This window comes from Kordia jejudonensis, assembly GCF_001005315.1.
Classification (GTDB): Bacteria; Bacteroidota; Bacteroidia; order Flavobacteriales; family Flavobacteriaceae; genus Kordia; species Kordia jejudonensis.
The window spans coordinates 83,040-100,526 of sequence record NZ_LBMG01000012.1; the positions used below are offsets into that span (position 1 = coordinate 83,040).

The following is a 17,487-nucleotide window of genomic DNA, read 5'->3' on the forward strand; positions in this document are numbered from 1 at the left end:
ATTTATGGTAAGTCTTACGAAATACAAAAATAAGACTTCCTTTTAAGAAACATTGTAACTTTTGTCACACATATGATAAATATTCACAACATTGGTGTTGCCTTTGGCGGAACCTACTTATTCAAAGACATTGCATTTCGGCTCAATGCGGGCGATCGTGTGGGATTGATTGGTAAAAATGGTGCGGGAAAATCGACACTTTTAAAAATTCTTGCCAAAGAAAATGAACCCAATGAAGGAGAAATTGCCACCGATAAAGATGTTGAAATTGGTTTCTTAAAACAAGATATTGAATTCGTTCAAGGACGAACAGTTTTGGAAGAAAGTTATGAAGCTTTTGAGGAAATTCGCGAATTAGAACTCAAAATAGATCAAATCAATCATCAACTATCCGAACGTACGGATTATAATAGTGAAGCCTACAACCAACTCATTGTCAATTTAAGTGAATTTACCTCACGCTATGAAATTCTCGGCGGTTACAACTACAAAGGCGATACCGAACGTGTGTTGCAAGGTTTGGGTTTCAAACGAAATGATTTTGACAAAAAAACCGATACATTTTCAGGTGGTTGGCGAATGCGAATTGAATTGGCAAAACTATTACTGCAAAAAAACGACATTCTACTCTTAGATGAGCCTACAAACCATTTAGATATCGAATCTATCATTTGGCTGGAGCAATTCTTAAAGTCGTTTTCAGGCGTCGTGATCATTGTTTCGCACGATAAAATGTTTCTAGATAATGTAACGAACAGAACCATTGAAATCTCTTTAGGAAGAATCTACGATTACAACAAACCGTATTCAAAATATTTAGTCTTACGACAAGAAATTCGTGAGCAGCAATTGGCAACGCAGAAAAATCAGGAAAAGCACATTCAACATACAGAAAAACTCATTGAAAAATTCCGTGCAAAAGCTTCCAAAGCTTCCATGGCGCAATCGCTGATTAAAAAGTTGGAAAAAATTGATCGTATCGAAGTTGATGAAGATGACAATAGCGTGATGGCAATTCAATTTCCAGTGTCAATCCAGCCAGGAAAAGTTGTGGTTGAAGGAGAAAATGTGTCTAAACATTATGGAAAAAAGCAAGTGTTGACAAACATTGATTTATTTGTTGAACGCAGTAGCAAAATTGCTTTCGTAGGTCAAAATGGACAAGGAAAATCTACTTTGGCAAAAATTATTGTCGATGAAATTCCACATGAAGGAAAATTAGAACTTGGTCACAATGTACAAATTGGATACTTTGCGCAGAATCAGGCAGAACATCTCAATGGAGAGTTGACTGTTGAAGACACCATGATTGAAGCCGCGGATGAAAAAACACGTCCTAAAGTGCGCGATATGCTCGGAGCTTTCCTATTCAGAGGCGAAGAAGTAGACAAAAAAGTAAAAGTGCTTTCAGGAGGAGAACGAAATCGTTTGGCATTGTGTAAAATGTTATTGCAACCGTTTAACGTGTTGGTGATGGATGAGCCAACAAATCACTTAGATATCAAATCGAAAAACGTCTTAAAAAAAGCTTTGCAACACTTTGAAGGAACGTTGATTTTGGTTTCGCACGATCGTGATTTTTTACAAGGATTAACCAACAAAGTCTACGAATTTAAAGATGAAAAAATAAAGGAATATCTCGGTGACATCAATTACTATTTGGACGAACGAAAAGTGGCCAATTTGCGTGAAGTTGAAAAGCGAACGGTTATCAAAGAAGAAATTGTCAAGGCGGAAGCGCCAAAGCAATCGTATGAATCTCAAAAAAGATTAAAATCGTTAAATAACAAACTCAACAAAATTGAACGTTCGATTGCTGACTTAGAAAAGGAAATCAAGGATATTGACATGGAATTGGCGGTTAACTATGAAGAAACCATTGCAAAGCCAGATTTCTTTGATACGTATCAAGGTAAAAAGAAGTCTTTAGAAAATTTAATGGAAGATTGGGAAGTGCTTCAAGAAGAAATGGACGCGTTGGAATCGCAGTTATAAAGTTGTATTTTTGCAATATGAACGAACATTTTTTTCAATGTCCCTATTGTTGGGAAGAAATTTCGATGTTAATTGACACGTCTGTACGTACTCAAAAGTACATTGAAGACTGTGAAGTTTGCTGCAATCCGATTGAATTAGAGGTAGTTAGCGAAGACGGAATTATCATGGGATTTAACGCGCAAAACATAGAACAATAAAAAAGTAATTTTTTTGTTGGTAGAATTAAAAATGGTTGTATATTTGCAGTCCAATATCGCGGGATAGAGCAGTAGGTAGCTCGTCGGGCTCATAACCCGAAGGTCACTGGTTCGAGTCCAGTTCCCGCTACTAATAAAGCACTGATTTTCAGTGCTTTTCTTGTTTTTAAGCACTAAATTACTAGTTGACCTCAAGGTTTACTTTTTCCCTAAGGTCACTCGAAAACATATTAATCTACTGAAAAGTAATTGCTTAACGATCAGCTTTTTAGGCGATATAACTTTGCTGAAATCATCCAAAGTGCTGTTTTAAGTGCTGAAAAAAAAGTACCTTAAAAGTATCTAATCATTAAAAATTTTAAACGTTTTTATTACTTTATGGACTACTTTTTCATCAATATAGTGCCTTTGTAAGACATTATGAGAAGTATGAGATGAAAAGTATCTAGTTTCTGCTTCAAATATAGCATATAGCTTTACAGAAATCATCCAAAGTCCAATTTTGAGTGTTTAAAAAAAAGTATCTTTTAAGTATCTAATCAGTAAAAATTTCAAACGAAGTAATAGCTTTATGAACCACTTTTTCATCAACATAATATCTCTGTAAAACAGTATCTGAAGTATGAGATGATAAGTATTTTGTTTCTTTTCCAAGTGTGGCATATAGATGGGTTAAATATGTTTTTCGGAGCGATTTTAATTGCAATTTTCTATTCGTTCCAAGCAAGCTATAAAAATGGGAAAATCCTTTTGATAAGCAATCCATCATATAAGCTGTAGATGATTCTGTACGATTAGGATTCAAAAGATATCTATCTTTCCTTCTGTACTTTTTATATCCAAGTCGATTGAGTAAATCTCTTAAATCTTTAGTAATTGGAATTATTTTAGGCGTAACATCTTCATTGAATCCATCACCAAGTTGTCGCTCCACTTTTAGATTTCTCATTTCTATATACATAGGAATATTATCTTTTTCAAAAATCATATTCCACTTTAAATTGACAACTTCTTCACGTCTTCCACCTGTATATAAAGCAAGTTCAATTCCATCCTTTAGATAAGATTTATAAAGATTTCTCTTTTGCTTTCTTTTACCTCCTAATTGAACTACACCGTTTTCAGGGGAAATAACTTTTAGTAATCGTTCGAATTCATCTCTAGTAATAGTCTCTTTTTTGATTGTTAACTTTCTACTTCTTACTTTATCAAAAGGATTTGTGATTTTGAGTTTGTAGTGACTAATACTCCATAGAAAGAACCCTTTTACAGCACTCATTTTATTATTATATGTCTTGTTTTGGTATTTTTTAACTTCGAGTAAATAGGAGTGGAAATACCCAACATACTCATCTGTAACTTCAGGAATCGTTGCAATGGTGATTTTTATACCATTAAAATTTAGGGCTTCATTAAAAAGTTGCAGACATTTGTAGACTTCTTTAATATGTTTTTGACTTCTCTGCACTTGTTGATGCGCAGGAACATCAATATTTTTAAGGAATTCTATATACTCTTGCTGTGCATCAAAAACATAAAACTGCTTTTGAGTTTTTCGTTTTTTAACCTCTTGTTCAAATTCAACAATCAATTTAGCAGCTTCTTTGTAATTATCAGTTTCAAAAACTTTACAGACAACTCTATTCGTTCCTGGAATATAAATTCTCGCTCTAAACTTATGCTGTTGAAAGAATTTACAATTAGAAAATTTACTTCCATTTTCACCACAAATAGGTTCTTCTTTTACTGACTTGCTGTTTTTCTGCTTGACTAATTTTGATGTCCACGAGAAATCTTTCTGACATTTATTACAGTAAATAAATAGTCCTTTCTGTTTTTGTGTAGGTACTTTTTTTCGCTTCATACTTATTTTGATTTAGGGGATTTGTTGAGAATGATTAATGTGTAAAATCATTCTTTTGAGTATAAAGTTAGTTTAGGGATTTTATGATTTAACGTTGGTTTAGATGAAAGCATAAATAGTGATGATTAGAATCAGTTTCATGTCTTTGAAATGTAGTTGTTGACTTTTCTTTAAGTAAAGTTCCTTAAAAAATAACTTGAAGTAACTTTTATAATCATGATATTTATATATAAAATTTAAGTATTATGTTTAGAACAAAATTAACAGCTATTTTATTTTTAATGCTAATGTTTACGGGTTGTAAGCAAGTAAATAGTAATAAAAATATAAAAGATACTACAAGTGTATATGCAAGGGTTATTCAAAAAGATAAGATAAGAGCTGCGTATATAAATTATCCACCTGCATGTATGAAAAATACAAAAACTGGGGAAATGTCTGGGATATTTGTTGAAGTTCTAGAAAAAGCTTGTGAAAACTTAGGTTTAGAATTAGAGTGGACGGAAGAAGTTGGATGGGCTTCCCAGATTGAAGGTTTGGATTCAAATCGTTATGATATAGTTGGAAGTCCTGTATGGGCTAATGTTGTTAGAGGAACAAAAACGACGATGTCTATTCCAGTTTACTATAGTGGAATAGGAATGTATGTGAGAGCAGGTGACAAACGTTTTGATAATGATTGGTCTAAAATTAATAATCCAGATGTTAAGGTTGGTGTTATTGATGGAGAAACATCATCTATTATTGCTTCTCAGGACTTTCCAGAAGCAAAAAAACACTCTTCAATTCAATTGACTGATATATCACAAAAATTCCTTGATTTAACATCACAAAAATGTGATGTTGTCTTTGCAGAACCATATTACGCTTATGAATATGAAAAGAATAATTCAGGAACAATTAAAAATATAGCTTCCGAGAGTCCTATTCGATTATTTGGAAACTGCTATATGTTTAGAAAAGGAGAGTTTCAGATGAAACATATGCTAGATGTTGCAATTCAAGATTTGATAAATAGTGGTTATGTAGAAAAAATCATATCCAAGTATGAACCAGCACCTAATTTGTTCTATCGTGTGGCAAAACCATATTCTGTTAATAAGTAATAAATGAGAGAAGTATTTAAAATTTTAATTGAGTATAAAGAAGATTTTCTAATAGGTATATCTGTAACTCTACAAATGACAATTCTAATTTGGGTTATTGGAATTCTTATGGGTACAATACTTGGGGTTTTATCATCTAGACATCCAAAAAAAATTGGAATTCCAATAAAATTTCTAACATTTTTTATAGGAGGTGTTCCAGTCTTAGTTTTTCTTTATTGGTTACATTACCCAGCACAAACAATACTAGAAATTCAAGTTGATGGATTCACAACTACAGTCTTTACTCTTTCTGTTTTAAATACTTTTCTAGTGGCTGAACAAGTTTCTAGCTCAGTAAGTAGTTTTCCAAAAGAATATATAGTTTCTGCTGAGGTTTGTGGATTATTACCTCTTCAAATTATCAAAGAAATTCAAATACCATTAATTATAAAGCAAATTTTGCCATCTATATTGTTTATACAAGTAGTTATGATGCATTCTACTTTATTTGGTTCTTTAATCTCTGTTGATGAGATTTTGAGAATTGCAAGTAGAGTAAATTCAGAAGTATATAAGCCAGTCGAAGTATATACTACACTAGCTTTATTTTTCTTGATTATTAGTCTTCCAATAACGGGATTCGCATATTATTTGAAACGAAAATACTCTTTCATTAAATGATAAAATGTAAAGGCATAGAAAAAAAATATGGAGAAGCAACTATTTTACATGGAGTAGATGTTGAAGTTGCATCGAATCAAATCACTGTACTTATAGGTCAGAGTGGAAGTGGTAAAACTACTTTGTTAAAGACATTATCATTAATTGAAAATCCAGATAATGGTATAGTAACAATAGAAAATGAAGAATTTCATTTTCCTAATGTTAAACAAAAAATCCGTAAACAGTTTAGATTAAATACACAACAGACCGTTGGAGTTGTATTTCAAAATTTAGATTTAATTCCACATTGGACAAATAAAAAAAACATTTTGAAACCACTAGGAAAATCTATAAGTATTGGTGATGAAAAAGAACTAGAATATCTGTTAGGCATTTTTAAAATGAAAGATTTTATTGATAAAATGCCTTATCAATGTAGTAGAGGAGAGCAACAAAGAGTTGCTTTTGTAAGAGCTGTAATGCTAAAACCTAAATATTTGTTTTTGGATGAAATAACTTCTGCTTTAGATCCAGAATTAATAGCAATACTTTTTAAATATTTAATAGAGCTTAAGAATAAAGGAGTAGGAATATTTATCATAACTCATTTTTTATTGTTTGCACAGAATTTGGCAGATAAAATAATATTTATTTCTCAGGGTAAAATAGTTGAGCAAGGATCAAAAGATATTATGATAAGTCCATCAACAAAAAAACTTCAAGACTTTTTGTTGAGCTTGGGGGGAATAATTTTACAGAATGTAAATCCAAAAGTTGAAGATGTTTCAAAAGGTGTTTTGGGTATAAATAAAAATTTACTATTAGAGTTTGAGGAGTCAACAGATATAAATAAAAAAATTAGATTGATTTATAGGATTTTAGATTATGAATCCTTGGATAAGAATGTAGTGTCTGATGTTTATTATTTTATAATGGATCACTTTTCAGATTTTCAAAAAGATTTAGAGCATTGGTTGGGAATTAAAAATGATGATGCAAACTATTGGGATGTCTTGGATAGCTATATCAAAGAACGTTTGTCAAATGAAAAGTATCCTATACATAAAAATTGGATTTATCTGCTTAGTTACCAAACAATAAGTAATTGGAATAAGCATGATTTAAAGCCTGTACTCAAGGAGTATCTTGCCCCAGAATACCCTATTAATTTTAAAGTTGCAAATGAAATGTTAAAAGAGTTGATATGAGAAAATCCGTTAATAATCAAGATCAATGGGCAAAAGTGCTTTCTGAACTTGAAGAAGAATATGCTAAGCTTCAATCTTATGATAAAACAATTATAGAGCATCTTGGCGATGTAAGAAATATAAAAGTTTTAGACTACGGAGCAGGACCAGCAGTACTAGCAGACTTGCTTCAAAATCTAGGTGCTCAAGTAAAAGTATATGACATTAGTAAAGAAATGAGAGAAATCGCAGTAGAAAAACTAGGTAGAGCTGCCGTAATTGATAGAGTAAATAGTATTCCTAAAAACTATTTTGATATTATTTTATGTAATCTAGTTGTTTGCATAGTTGCAGAAGAAGAAGTATATCAAATAATAAAGAATCTTCGAAGTAAGATTGCTTCAAACGGTAAAATTTATATAGGCTTTTGTAATCCAAAAATCTATGATATAAAAGAATCAAACCTCGATTATAGATTCCCAATTGGAGAAGACTACTCATGTAATCATGACTACAAAAAAGTGAAAAAAGAAGGAAATTATGAAATTATAGAAAGGCATAGGTCTATAGAATGGTATACAAAGGTGATGGAAGATGCAGGTTTAGAAGTGTCTGATGTGTTTTTCACACCAGAATATGAATTGAAAGGGTTTAAAATAAGAGATTTTATAATTTTTGAATTAACAAAATGATAAAAAAAATTAGATTATTTTTTGATTTTGAGTATCACAAAACGGACTTTAAAACAGAGATTATTGCTGGATTATCTACTTTTCTGGCAATGTCATACATATTTATAGTTAATCCTGCTATTTTGAGTGAAGGTGGTATTGACAAATCAGCAGCACTATTTGCAACAGTAGTTGTTTCTGCAATAGCAACTATTGTAATGGGGCTTTGGGCGAAAAAACCTTTTGCGCTTGCCCCAGGATTAGAAATGAATTCTTATGTGGTTTATTTTTTAATAATAGGTCACGGAACTTCTTGGGAAGTAGGGTTAGGGGCAGTTTTTTGGTCTGGTATTTTATTTTTAATATTAACTATAACTAAATTCAGGAAAAAAATAATAGAAGCTATTCCAGATTCATTAAAAATTGGATTGGCAGCATGTGTTGGAGTATTCTTGATTATTATCGCGCTTAAATTAAGTAACATTTTAGTATATGAAGAAACTAATATTAAAACCATTGGTGAGTTATTCTCTCTAAAATCTGGAGTATTAATTTTAGGTGTCGTTTCAGCTATTACTCTCCATAGATTAAAAATCAAGGGTTTTATACTAATCAGTATCGTATTATGCACTTTAATGAGCCATTTGGTTGGTTTGTATGAAGTAAATGATGATGTTATTTCTGTAAATAAGAATATGTTGACCGCTATTGGGGCATTAGATGTTACAATGATACTAGATACAAAGATGTTATCTGCTGTTATTATATTATTTGTAGTTGATTTTTATGGTAGTATAGCTAAGTTTATTGGACTTACGCAGAATACTTCTATACTTGATGAAAAGGGAAAATTACCCAATCAAAAAGAAGCGTTATTGGTAGATGGAGTAGCAACAGTTGCGGGTTCGGTAATAGGAACTACAAGTATTACAACATTTGTAGAGAGTGGAGTAGGTATCGCGGCTGGAGGAAGAACGGGTTTTACAGCTATAATTTGTGGATTACTCATGCTTTTATTTATACCTCTTGCTCCTATTGTGAATTTAGTTCCATTAATTGCTACCACTGGGGCTTTAGCATGGGTAGGAATGAAACTCATGCCTAAAGTTAAACAACTAAGAAAAATTCCATTCATTGAGAGAGTAACTATATTATTGATGATATTAGTTACTATTATAACTTTTGCTCTTGATAAGGCGATGCTTGTTGGATTCGGTTTTTATATTATAGCTAATTTAGTTTTTCAAAAAAAATATAAGATAAATATTTACTTGATAGTGTCTGTAATTATCATTATATTGTCTTTATTTCTTACATAAAATGACGAAAAAATATTTAAATGTTAATGAGTCTATACTTTGGGATAACTTAAAAAGATCTGCTAATTTATATCTAAGAGAAATTGCTAAGTTTAAGGGGCAAGAAAGATTAGATAAATTTGACCCATTAAAATATCCTGTTGAGATTGAAAAACTTCTAGTAGTTTTAGGTAAAAATTTCTTTAAAATTTTCTTTTTTGAAGCAATCAAAAATAAAAGGACGCATAATTCAATAATTAAAGAAATTGAAGAATTCAAATTTTATTTTTGGCCAGGTTATACGACTTTAGCTGATGACCGAATATTTATTACAGGAGAAAAAAAAGAAAAAAATCAAAAATATTTTACAGGAATTGGTAATTATTCAATTAAAATTCAGGACAAATATTTTAGCAATGATTATGGGGAACAACAAAAATTAGAGATAAAGTTTAAACGAGAGTTAGAATTTTATTTTAATGATTCTTTCTATACAAAAAATGAAAAAAGTGGATTTAATGATGATGTAAAGAAAAGCTTGACTCTTTTTAAAACATACAAAAATAGATTTTGGGTGTATGATATTCCAAGTTCTTATGCATTTGATGCAGTTTTGAATAAGTTTTATATCGATGAAGATAGAATACCATATTCAGTTCCATCTACACATTATTGGAAATCGTCTCAAATTGTTATAAACAAATACGGAAAAGAAGTCTACATGCCAATGCCTTTAACTACTGATGGCTCGGAATTGAGAATATTAAGTGTGTCAATTGCTAATAAGAATGGGGGTAAGGTTGGAAAAAATAGATATTTTATTTCAATAAAAAAGAAACAAATTGAAAAAATAGGAGAGCAAATAGCATACTATTTATCTAGGCGAAGACTACCAGTTCTGTTTCAGAATAATCACAGACTAGCATATCTAGATTGGCCTCATTTTAGTAAAAAAAAGGAAGGAAGAGAGCTGTTAATTCAGCAAAATTTAGGTTTACAAGCGTATTCTTATTGGATTGCTAATACGCTAAAAATGCCTAATAAAATAAAAAATAAAATAGTAGCAAATACGTGTAAATATTTTAATGACTTTAACCTTCATCAAATTTCTGAAAGGATAAAAAATGTTGATATTGAATCTTTAAATTTAAAAGAGTCGTTATCAAATCATTATTTTAAATATTGGGAGACAATATTTCTAGAGAGTTTTTCTGATAAAATGGATTTAGGAAGTGTAATGTTCTTGACATCTCATAGATATGACTCAGAATTTCTCATGAAATGTTCGAATTGGTTAAGATGGGTGTATAATGAATTACGTATTTTAGAGGCTACTGCAAAAGAAGGAGTGAAGGTCAAAGATCAGGAATTTAAAGATTTCAAACATGATCTAGATACAATAATATCTGCTCAGAACTATTTTGTCAATGACATTTTAAGTGAAGATCTCTCAGAGAATAAACTTGAAACATTAAGGTATTATACATCTAGTATAAGGGGGCTTATGAAGTTGAAAGGAACAGGTTATTTAATAAAGTCTCAAAAAATTGATGTTTTAGAAGAAATTCAATTAACAATTGATTATTTCAAATTAATTTGTAAAGATATACATCGATTTAATCTAACCTTTAGACTTAGTTTAGAGGAAGATCGTTTTAGAAATTATGAGAATTTATCATTTTTAAAACGTGAAGAGTTTAAAGCTACTTCTCGCGGAGATAAAATTGTATTTCGATTAATATTAAAAGATATGATAGAAAACTTAATTAAACATTCAAACACCTTGTACCCAAAATGTGAAATTAAGTTAGAAAAGGCAGAAAAAAATATTGTAATAGTCTTTTTAAATACTAAGTGGCCAGATGTGAAAATCTTGGCAAATATGAGAAATAACTCTTTTGAAGAGGGGAAAAGAGGGTGGAGAAGAATCGTTGAATTATGCGAAACAACTAATTTTGAATTAGAGACACCTGAAAATATTGAGCATAAAGTATATAATGATTTTTTCTGGATAAAATTAAAACTACCGCTATTATGATAAATGTATTTATAGTTGATGATGAATTCAGTTTGTTTATTCAAGAAAAAATTATTAATGCGAATGGTTCTATTCTAAATAATAGATGCCATTTCTTTAGGTATAAATTTGCTATAAAAATACCCGAATCTAAAAGAGGTGAGGGGTATGCTGATAAAGATATTGCAATTAATAATATACATAAAATACCTACTTTAGACTTAGCTATTTTAGATATTCATTTTTCAGGAGAGTATGAAACAGATGAAGCAAATGAAATTGTAATACAATTAATAAATGCATTAGATCAGCATCATCCCGATTGTCAAATTATTATAATGTCAAAATATAGGAATCACCCAGATTTTACCAAGGAGTTTGCGATAAAAGGATTACCCAATAGAACATTTTTAGCAGTGTCAAAAGAAGTTGGGGAAGTTAAGGGTGACGAATATAGAGAGGTTTTTATGACAGCTTTATCAAACTGGAGGCATAAAATTTTTGCAAGGATTTCTGATTTCAATATTAAGTCAGAAATCCTAAAAGTAACAAATAAGACTATTGATAAAGAAAAAATATTAAATAGAGATAAAGAAGATTTTCTGTTTTTTTCAGATGAAACAGAAAGTATTGTCAAATCATTTGTATATATACCAAAAATACAAACATCAACAGAAAATTACAAGAATATAAAGCCAGGTGAATTATTTCGAGAATACTTTATTCACTATTATGATTCATTCATATCTGATGTAAATGCTGAACGATACATAAATATTCTATCAAGGATAATAATTAATGACTATTCGTGGGCTCATAACAAACGATTATTTCAAGAAGCAAATTCTCAAAGAAGTATAAATAAAGAATTTGAAAAAGAATTTTCTATATACTTTGAAAATAATGACTTCATTAGGAACCAAATTGGATTTCCTCCATATACTAATATTGTAAGTAGTTTTAATTATGCAAAAAATAGATTTGGAAATATTGAACAAGAAGTATTAAAAGAATTTGAGAAAATTATAGAAAAGAGAATATTATGTTTTTATCTTTTCTTTAGTTTGCATTTGTCATTAAAACAAATTTATAATTATTTATTAATGTTATCTTTCGAAGAGACAGATGCAGATAAATCAAGACAGTTATATTCACAAGTATTACTTATTAAAGGGTATGACAGTCGTTCTATTAAAAAAATGGATGGACAAGAAGACTATAGAAATAAAAAAATAAAAACAGTACTTTATCAGTATACATCTTATGAAATAGAGTTGATGATAAAAATCTCACACGGTATTTTGGATCTTTACAATAAAGAAAAGTTAGTATCCAATGAAGTAGCGAAAATTAGATTTGAGCAAATTTTACGATTTTGTAAGGTAATTTTGGAAGAGATAAAGCCATGGACTAAAGGTAACTTTAATAAAAATTAAAAGTAGTTTTTGATTATTGTATGAATAACTTTTTTTAAAACTAAAAGTCTGAAAAACAATTATTTATGGTAATTTAACTTAATTTTTTCTTTGTACTATTATTAACCAAAATAGTACAAAAGATGAAAACAAAATCAACTACTATCGATGGGCAAAAAGTGGACGCAGACGTAGATGTCCGCGTTACAATGTCCAAATTGCCAAAATTTTTACAATGGTTTTTAACATGGCTTACTGGTAAAGCACCAGAAGAAGAAAAACCCTTATGGAGACGCTCTAACTTGTCACACCTATTTACAGCTTATATATGGTTGATGCTAGGTATTTCTCTAAGTATTCTAGCACAAACATTAGAATATTATTGGTTACTTCCAGTTGGATGGCTTTTTACTGTATCGGGAGCTAGAAAACTTATTACTACAATTAATCATTATTGTGTACATGGCGACTTTTTACCTAAGAAGGTACGCAAACGCTTTGGTTGGCTGCATAAATACATTGCAGACTTTAACAGTTCCATTCTGTTTTTACAAGATATCAAATCATATACGAATGAACATTTAACTCATCATGATATAAAAGTCGTTGCTTCAATTGACGATCCAGACATGGAGTTTATGTGGCAACTGGGATTTAAAACAGGAATGCACAAAGGAAAACTGTGGAGAGTATTAATTGTGAACTTACTATATCCTTTTTCAAAATTACATAGATTATTTTTTATAGCCAGATTCAGAATAACATTTTTCAACTCCAACTGGTTTAGAGCTTTTGTTCAGCTACTTACAATTTCATTTTTGTTTTTAGTTGGATACTATACTTCTGTAACTGTAGTTGTTGTAGCAGTAGTATTTCCAATGACATATTTATACCATGTTGCTTCATTATTACAATTTGCTAGTGAGCACTTATGGCTTAACGATGTAGAAGGAAATGGGCAGCTGAAAAAAGGAGGAAATCATAAAAATTTGGTCTCTAGGTCTAAAAGAATTACCAACGCGAGGTTTTGTGGAGAAGCTTTAATTCTCTCTGATGCAGATACTATCTTCGTTAAGGTTTTAAAAGTAATGTATTGGAGTATTAAAATGTTATTCATTCATCTGCCGATTCGATTATTTGTTTTAAGTGGTGATTTAGTCGTTCATGATTGGCATCATCGATGTGGATTTGACGCAGATTGGGCAAATGCATTTTATGCGCGCACATTAAAGTCATTAGAGCTTAAGAATACTAGCCATCCATTAACTGAAGTTTGGGGCTTGGCTAATGCTTTAGACTTAGTATTTGAAAGTTTATCTAATATGCCAAAAATTAATCCTAGTTTTATTAAGAATGATCCAGACGCAGTTTTGGGTATGTGAAAACTCTTTATGGTAGGTAGTACTAGGCTGCCTACCGCTTTAATCTTTAAATAAATAATTATGTCAATGTATAGTAACAACAACAAGAAATTCGTAGTAGTACTCAATAAAAAAATTGAGATGCCTAAATTAATCAATGCAGTAGGTCATATAACTGCTGGTTTGGTAAGCTTAATTCCTGACAAAGCTGAAATGAAGTTTATAAAGTATGAAAATGGTAGTGGAGGACTGCATCCAGCAATTAGTGAATATCCTTATATTGTACTAAAAGCTAAGAATGGTAATCAAATTAGGAGCCTCAGATTTGCCGCTCAAGAATTAGGAATTCTTACAAATGATTTTGTTGATACAATGATTGGGATTTCCGCAGAAGCTCAGTTAAATCAAACAATAGCTAAAAAAGATGAAGAATTGGATTATTGGGCATTAGTAATGTTTGGAGATGCTAATGATATAAACCCTTTGACAAAGAAATTTTCACTTTTTAAATAAAATTATGAAAGCATACATAACAAGTAAAGAGAATTTAGGTAAAGTAAAGCTAATTGAAAAGTCAATTACTTATCCTCAGAAAAGACAAGTATTAATTAAAATATTAGCAGTTTCTCTAAATCGTCGTGATGTTAGAATGATAGATGGAACATACTCTTTTAAGTTTGAGTGGGGGCAAGTTTTGGGAGCTGATTGTTGTGGACAAGTAATTTCTTGTGGAGGATCAGTTAAGAAGTTCAAAGATGGTGATTTTGTGGTGGTAAACCCAAATGTAAATTGGGGAAATACTTCAGAAATTCCTTCAAGTGAATATAGTATTTTAGGTTCACCAAAAGACGGAGTTTTTCAGGAATATATAGCTGTTGATGAGAGTCGAGTATTCTATAAACCAAATCATCTATCCATAGAACAAGCATCTTGTATACCTCTTACTGGCTTGACTGCTTATCGAGCACTATTTGTAAAGGCAAAATCAGTCCAAAATGATGCTTTATTTATTCCAGGAATAAGCGGGAACGTTTCACAGATGCTCTTGAAATTTGCAAAGGCGATTGATATGTCTATATATGTAAGTAGCAGTAAAGAAGAAAGTATAAATAGATCAATTTCTAATGGCGCAATATTAGGTTTTAATTACAAAACAGATTCTTTGAAGAAGTTCTGTAAAAGAAATAATTTAAGGTTTGATATTGTGATTGATTCCATAGGAGGTACTAATATAAATGATTATATAGATGAAATGAAACAAGGTGGAAGAATTATTGTTTATGGTGCTATGAAAGGAAAAGCACCAAATTTTGACCTTTTTTCTTTGTACTATAATCAAATATCTATTTTAGGTACACTTATGGGAAATGATTCAGAGTTTGAATCTATGTTAAATTTTGTGTCAAACTATACTATTATCCCAACTATTGATAAGGTATTTGCTTTTAACGATATCGATATAGCTTTTTCTCGTTTAAGGAATAATGAAAACTATGGTAAAATTGTTTTGAAGTTTTAAAATTCAAAAGCACTATGATTGTAGTTGTAGAATTATAATCATAGTGCTATTTATACTCTCATTCTTTTATTTGTCAATTTACTTTTTATTGCTCTGATCTTTTCCAAATCTTTATAATTAACTCCCAATATAGAATTTAAGATATTAAAATCATTCTGATTAAGTATTTCTTCAATATTTAATTTATTCTCAAAGTTTGTTGTAAATGTGTCAAATTCTTTATCACTAATTTTAGTATAAGGAATTGGTAACTTTTTAAATTCACTAGGAATAAGTTCCAAAACACCACCTCCGTAATACCTTCCGTCTAATTCAGATAGAAGCAGGGTCAATGTGTTGTAAAATGAATAAATAAAACTATTCAAATCATAACTGCCTTTCATTTCAACTTTATATGCTGAATCCGTTACAAAAGCATCTGAATTATTTTTTAGAAGTTTTGGATATAAATGACTTCGTTTAAAGAAAAGCGCATCTGGTTTTTCTGAAATATTTGGAATGACATACCAATTGTTTCTTATCTTACATTTATATCTATTAGGTATTTTTTCTGTTTCTCCAATAGTTAAATATTCTCTTAGTTTTTTTGAAATCGTATCGCTATCATTTAATTGCAATAATCTAGTTGGATGATTTTTTTCTTCAAGTCTTAGGATATCCTCATCATTAAAAACAACACTTCCATTAACAAAAAGACCTTTTTGAATAATTGGCTTAGTAAACCTTGATAGATTATATTGCTTTTCTATTTCTTTATTAATAATAAAAAACTTATTTGCAGCTGTTACAATTCCAGGTTTTGAATCTGAATAATCATTGACTGTTTTAAGTCCTTTTTTTAAGTTATCTATAAATGTCAATTCATCAGATGTTAAAAAATGATGTGTCCACTTTACTTTTGATTCAATTAGTAAATTATTATTATTTAATACAAAATCATTCTGCTCTAATGATTCTTTTGATGAAATATTAGTAAAAAACTCACCCTTTTGCTTTGACTTCTTGTAAGCAAATAAAACAATTGTATCTTGTCCTTTGCATTCAAACATAAGATTATTAAAAGTGAAAATTTCGATTCTTGCAAATTCCTTTTTTAAATATTCACGAACTTCTTCTGCATATTTAACTTGTAATAATTCTGAGGGCAAAACAAATGCTAAAACTCCATTTTTTGACAATAAAGTATTAGCTTTTACTAAAAAGGTAATCCAGATATTTTTAACTGATGCTTCAGTTAGATTCTCATTTGAATGTATTTTTTTACTGAGTTCAATTTGATTAGAAGTGAGTATGTTTTTTTTGATGTAAGGTGGATTACCTATAACTGCTGAATATTTTTTAGTCGTTGAATATTCTAAAAAATCAGTTCTTATAAAAGAAGCTGTTTTTTTGTTCCATTTTTCAGAAGCTATATTTAACTCACCTTCATTAATATCTAATGCCGTTAATTTGATGTTTATATTTTCTTCTTTTCCTAATTCAGAAATAAAAGCACCATCACCAACACTAGGTTCCAAAATAGACATACGGACTCTGTTTTCAAAATGAGATAAAACTCTTTTTGAAATAAAATTCGCCAAGTAATGTGGCGTGTAATATGAACCTGTTCTCTTTTTAAAATCCTGCACTACTTAGATCTTTAACGTATTTTTTAAATTCTCTATATCCTTTTAGTAACCTACTAGTTAATTCGTCACTTGGTGAAGATTTTAAAAGCTCCTCTATTTCATCGATTAATTTATCTAATAAATCAATATTCCAAATGATTTCATGTTGTGGTTTATACAATTTCATTGCATTATACATCCACTCACCTAGCTCTGTTTTAGGTATTATTCTACCTGAATCTAACCTATCAAATTGCTCACTGTAATTATCATCGCAAGGATCTATAAATCCCTTATTATTTATGTTAGGAATATTTTGATTATTTGAAGGCCATTTGTTTCGTTTCGCATTATTACATGAGCGACATGAATAAACCAAATTACTATAATCTGTTTCAGTTTTAATTGTTAGGAATGGCTTTTTATTTCTTGTTTTAGGTATAAAATGATCAATTTCAAACCAAATAAATCTCCAAGTGTCGATATCATTACAATATCCACATCTATTTTTATAATCTATTTTTAGATCATTTCTATGCTTTCTATATGCTGAAACATCAGTTGTTATATTCCTTCTTTTGGGTGTATATTCTCGAAACATA

At 30.0% G+C, this 17,487-nt stretch carries 15 protein-coding genes and 1 tRNA gene; 13 read left to right on the top strand and 3 right to left on the bottom strand.

The features are described from left to right. Nucleotides 1-72: 72 nt before the first annotated feature. The 3 genes from abc-f to AA089_RS08845 all read left to right on the top strand — a co-directional run bounded on the left by abc-f (nucleotide 73) and on the right by AA089_RS08845 (nucleotide 2,325). Nucleotides 73-1,995 (top strand): ribosomal protection-like ABC-F family protein, encoded by a 1,923-nt coding sequence (gene abc-f, locus AA089_RS08835; protein WP_046756575.1) that lies wholly within the window; start codon nucleotides 73-75, stop codon nucleotides 1,993-1,995. A gap of 17 nt (nucleotides 1,996-2,012) precedes the next feature. Beyond that, entirely contained in the window at nucleotides 2,013-2,195 is a 183-nt protein-coding gene (locus AA089_RS08840; protein WP_046756576.1) for a CPXCG motif-containing cysteine-rich protein, read from the top strand. A 57-nt stretch (nucleotides 2,196-2,252) separates the two neighbouring features. Continuing rightward, nucleotides 2,253-2,325, top strand: a tRNA-Met gene (locus tag AA089_RS08845). Nucleotides 2,326-2,730: 405 nt separating this feature from the next. Here AA089_RS08845 and AA089_RS08850 read toward each other — a convergent pair. After that, nucleotides 2,731-4,059, bottom strand: a complete 1,329-nt coding sequence (locus AA089_RS08850; protein WP_046756577.1) for a tyrosine-type recombinase/integrase — start codon at nucleotides 4,057-4,059, stop codon at nucleotides 2,731-2,733. A 245-nt stretch (nucleotides 4,060-4,304) separates the two neighbouring features. Here AA089_RS08850 and AA089_RS08855 point away from each other — a divergent pair, with 245 nt between their 5' ends. The 10 genes from AA089_RS08855 to AA089_RS08900 all read left to right on the top strand — a co-directional run bounded on the left by AA089_RS08855 (nucleotide 4,305) and on the right by AA089_RS08900 (nucleotide 15,278). Continuing rightward, the gene (locus tag AA089_RS08855) at nucleotides 4,305-5,165 is read left to right on the top strand and encodes a substrate-binding periplasmic protein (RefSeq protein ID WP_046756578.1); all 861 of its coding nucleotides are present in this window, start codon (nucleotides 4,305-4,307) and stop codon (nucleotides 5,163-5,165) included. 3 nt (nucleotides 5,166-5,168) lie between these two features. Beyond that, nucleotides 5,169-5,828 (top strand): ABC transporter permease subunit, encoded by a 660-nt coding sequence (locus AA089_RS08860; RefSeq protein WP_046756579.1) that lies wholly within the window; start codon nucleotides 5,169-5,171, stop codon nucleotides 5,826-5,828. Then, nucleotides 5,825-7,018: an ATP-binding cassette domain-containing protein gene (locus AA089_RS08865; protein ID WP_046756580.1), complete on the top strand. Its 1,194-nt coding sequence runs from the start codon at nucleotides 5,825-5,827 to the stop codon at nucleotides 7,016-7,018. Before AA089_RS08860 ends, AA089_RS08865 begins: the two co-directional genes overlap by 4 nt. After that, nucleotides 7,015-7,689 (top strand): class I SAM-dependent methyltransferase, encoded by a 675-nt coding sequence (locus tag AA089_RS08870; protein WP_046756581.1) that lies wholly within the window; start codon nucleotides 7,015-7,017, stop codon nucleotides 7,687-7,689. Before AA089_RS08865 ends, AA089_RS08870 begins: the two co-directional genes overlap by 4 nt. Next, on the top strand, nucleotides 7,686-8,987 hold the full coding sequence (locus tag AA089_RS08875; RefSeq protein WP_046756582.1) for an NCS2 family permease: 1,302 nt from the start codon (nucleotides 7,686-7,688) through the stop codon (nucleotides 8,985-8,987). The genes AA089_RS08870 and AA089_RS08875 overlap by 4 nt, the downstream gene beginning before the upstream one ends. A gap of 1 nt (nucleotide 8,988) precedes the next feature. Next, the gene (locus AA089_RS08880) at nucleotides 8,989-11,004 is read left to right on the top strand and encodes a hypothetical protein (RefSeq protein ID WP_046756583.1); all 2,016 of its coding nucleotides are present in this window, start codon (nucleotides 8,989-8,991) and stop codon (nucleotides 11,002-11,004) included. Then, nucleotides 11,001-12,419, top strand: coding sequence for a hypothetical protein (locus AA089_RS08885; RefSeq protein ID WP_046756584.1), 1,419 nt, complete (start codon nucleotides 11,001-11,003; stop codon nucleotides 12,417-12,419). The genes AA089_RS08880 and AA089_RS08885 overlap by 4 nt, the downstream gene beginning before the upstream one ends. Nucleotides 12,420-12,541: 122 nt before the next feature. Next, nucleotides 12,542-13,780 carry a fatty acid desaturase gene (locus tag AA089_RS08890; protein WP_046756585.1) on the top strand — a complete coding sequence of 413 codons (1,239 nt, stop codon included), beginning with the start codon at nucleotides 12,542-12,544 and terminating at the stop codon, nucleotides 13,778-13,780. 66 nt (nucleotides 13,781-13,846) lie between these two features. Then, entirely contained in the window at nucleotides 13,847-14,272 is a 426-nt protein-coding gene (locus tag AA089_RS08895; protein ID WP_053002283.1) for a DUF2000 domain-containing protein, read from the top strand. Nucleotides 14,273-14,276: 4 nt separating this feature from the next. Beyond that, nucleotides 14,277-15,278, top strand: a complete 1,002-nt coding sequence (locus AA089_RS08900; RefSeq protein ID WP_046756587.1) for a zinc-binding dehydrogenase — start codon at nucleotides 14,277-14,279, stop codon at nucleotides 15,276-15,278. 50 nt (nucleotides 15,279-15,328) lie between these two features. On the opposite strand, the gene AA089_RS08905 is transcribed toward AA089_RS08900, so the two are convergent. Together AA089_RS08905 and AA089_RS08910 are read right to left on the bottom strand one after the other, a co-directional pair. Beyond that, nucleotides 15,329-16,906, bottom strand: a complete 1,578-nt coding sequence (locus AA089_RS08905; protein WP_046756588.1) for an Eco57I restriction-modification methylase domain-containing protein — start codon at nucleotides 16,904-16,906, stop codon at nucleotides 15,329-15,331. Beyond that, nucleotides 16,893-17,486, bottom strand: a complete 594-nt coding sequence (locus AA089_RS08910) for an HNH endonuclease (RefSeq protein ID WP_046756589.1) — start codon at nucleotides 17,484-17,486, stop codon at nucleotides 16,893-16,895. The genes AA089_RS08905 and AA089_RS08910 overlap by 14 nt, the downstream gene beginning before the upstream one ends. Nucleotide 17,487: the final 1 nt, after the last annotated feature.

What these genes read in the sequence shown, in the direction of transcription:
- abc-f (WP_046756575.1), top strand. Translation starts at nt 73, where the DNA reads ATGATAAATATTCACAACATTGGTGTTGCCTTTGGCGGAACCTACTTA.
- AA089_RS08840 (WP_046756576.1), top strand. Translation starts at nt 2,013, where the DNA reads ATGAACGAACATTTTTTTCAATGTCCCTATTGTTGGGAAGAAATTTCG.
- AA089_RS08850 (WP_046756577.1), bottom strand. Translation starts at nt 4,059, where the DNA reads ATGAAGCGAAAAAAAGTACCTACACAAAAACAGAAAGGACTATTTATT.
- AA089_RS08855 (WP_046756578.1), top strand. Translation starts at nt 4,305, where the DNA reads ATGTTTAGAACAAAATTAACAGCTATTTTATTTTTAATGCTAATGTTT.
- AA089_RS08860 (WP_046756579.1), top strand. Translation starts at nt 5,169, where the DNA reads ATGAGAGAAGTATTTAAAATTTTAATTGAGTATAAAGAAGATTTTCTA.
- AA089_RS08865 (WP_046756580.1), top strand. Translation starts at nt 5,825, where the DNA reads ATGATAAAATGTAAAGGCATAGAAAAAAAATATGGAGAAGCAACTATT.
- AA089_RS08870 (WP_046756581.1), top strand. Translation starts at nt 7,015, where the DNA reads ATGAGAAAATCCGTTAATAATCAAGATCAATGGGCAAAAGTGCTTTCT.
- AA089_RS08875 (WP_046756582.1), top strand. Translation starts at nt 7,686, where the DNA reads ATGATAAAAAAAATTAGATTATTTTTTGATTTTGAGTATCACAAAACG.
- AA089_RS08880 (WP_046756583.1), top strand. Translation starts at nt 8,989, where the DNA reads ATGACGAAAAAATATTTAAATGTTAATGAGTCTATACTTTGGGATAAC.
- AA089_RS08885 (WP_046756584.1), top strand. Translation starts at nt 11,001, where the DNA reads ATGATAAATGTATTTATAGTTGATGATGAATTCAGTTTGTTTATTCAA.
- AA089_RS08890 (WP_046756585.1), top strand. Translation starts at nt 12,542, where the DNA reads ATGAAAACAAAATCAACTACTATCGATGGGCAAAAAGTGGACGCAGAC.
- AA089_RS08895 (WP_053002283.1), top strand. Translation starts at nt 13,847, where the DNA reads ATGTATAGTAACAACAACAAGAAATTCGTAGTAGTACTCAATAAAAAA.
- AA089_RS08900 (WP_046756587.1), top strand. Translation starts at nt 14,277, where the DNA reads ATGAAAGCATACATAACAAGTAAAGAGAATTTAGGTAAAGTAAAGCTA.
- AA089_RS08910 (WP_046756589.1), bottom strand. Translation starts at nt 17,486, where the DNA reads ATGTTTCGAGAATATACACCCAAAAGAAGGAATATAACAACTGATGTT.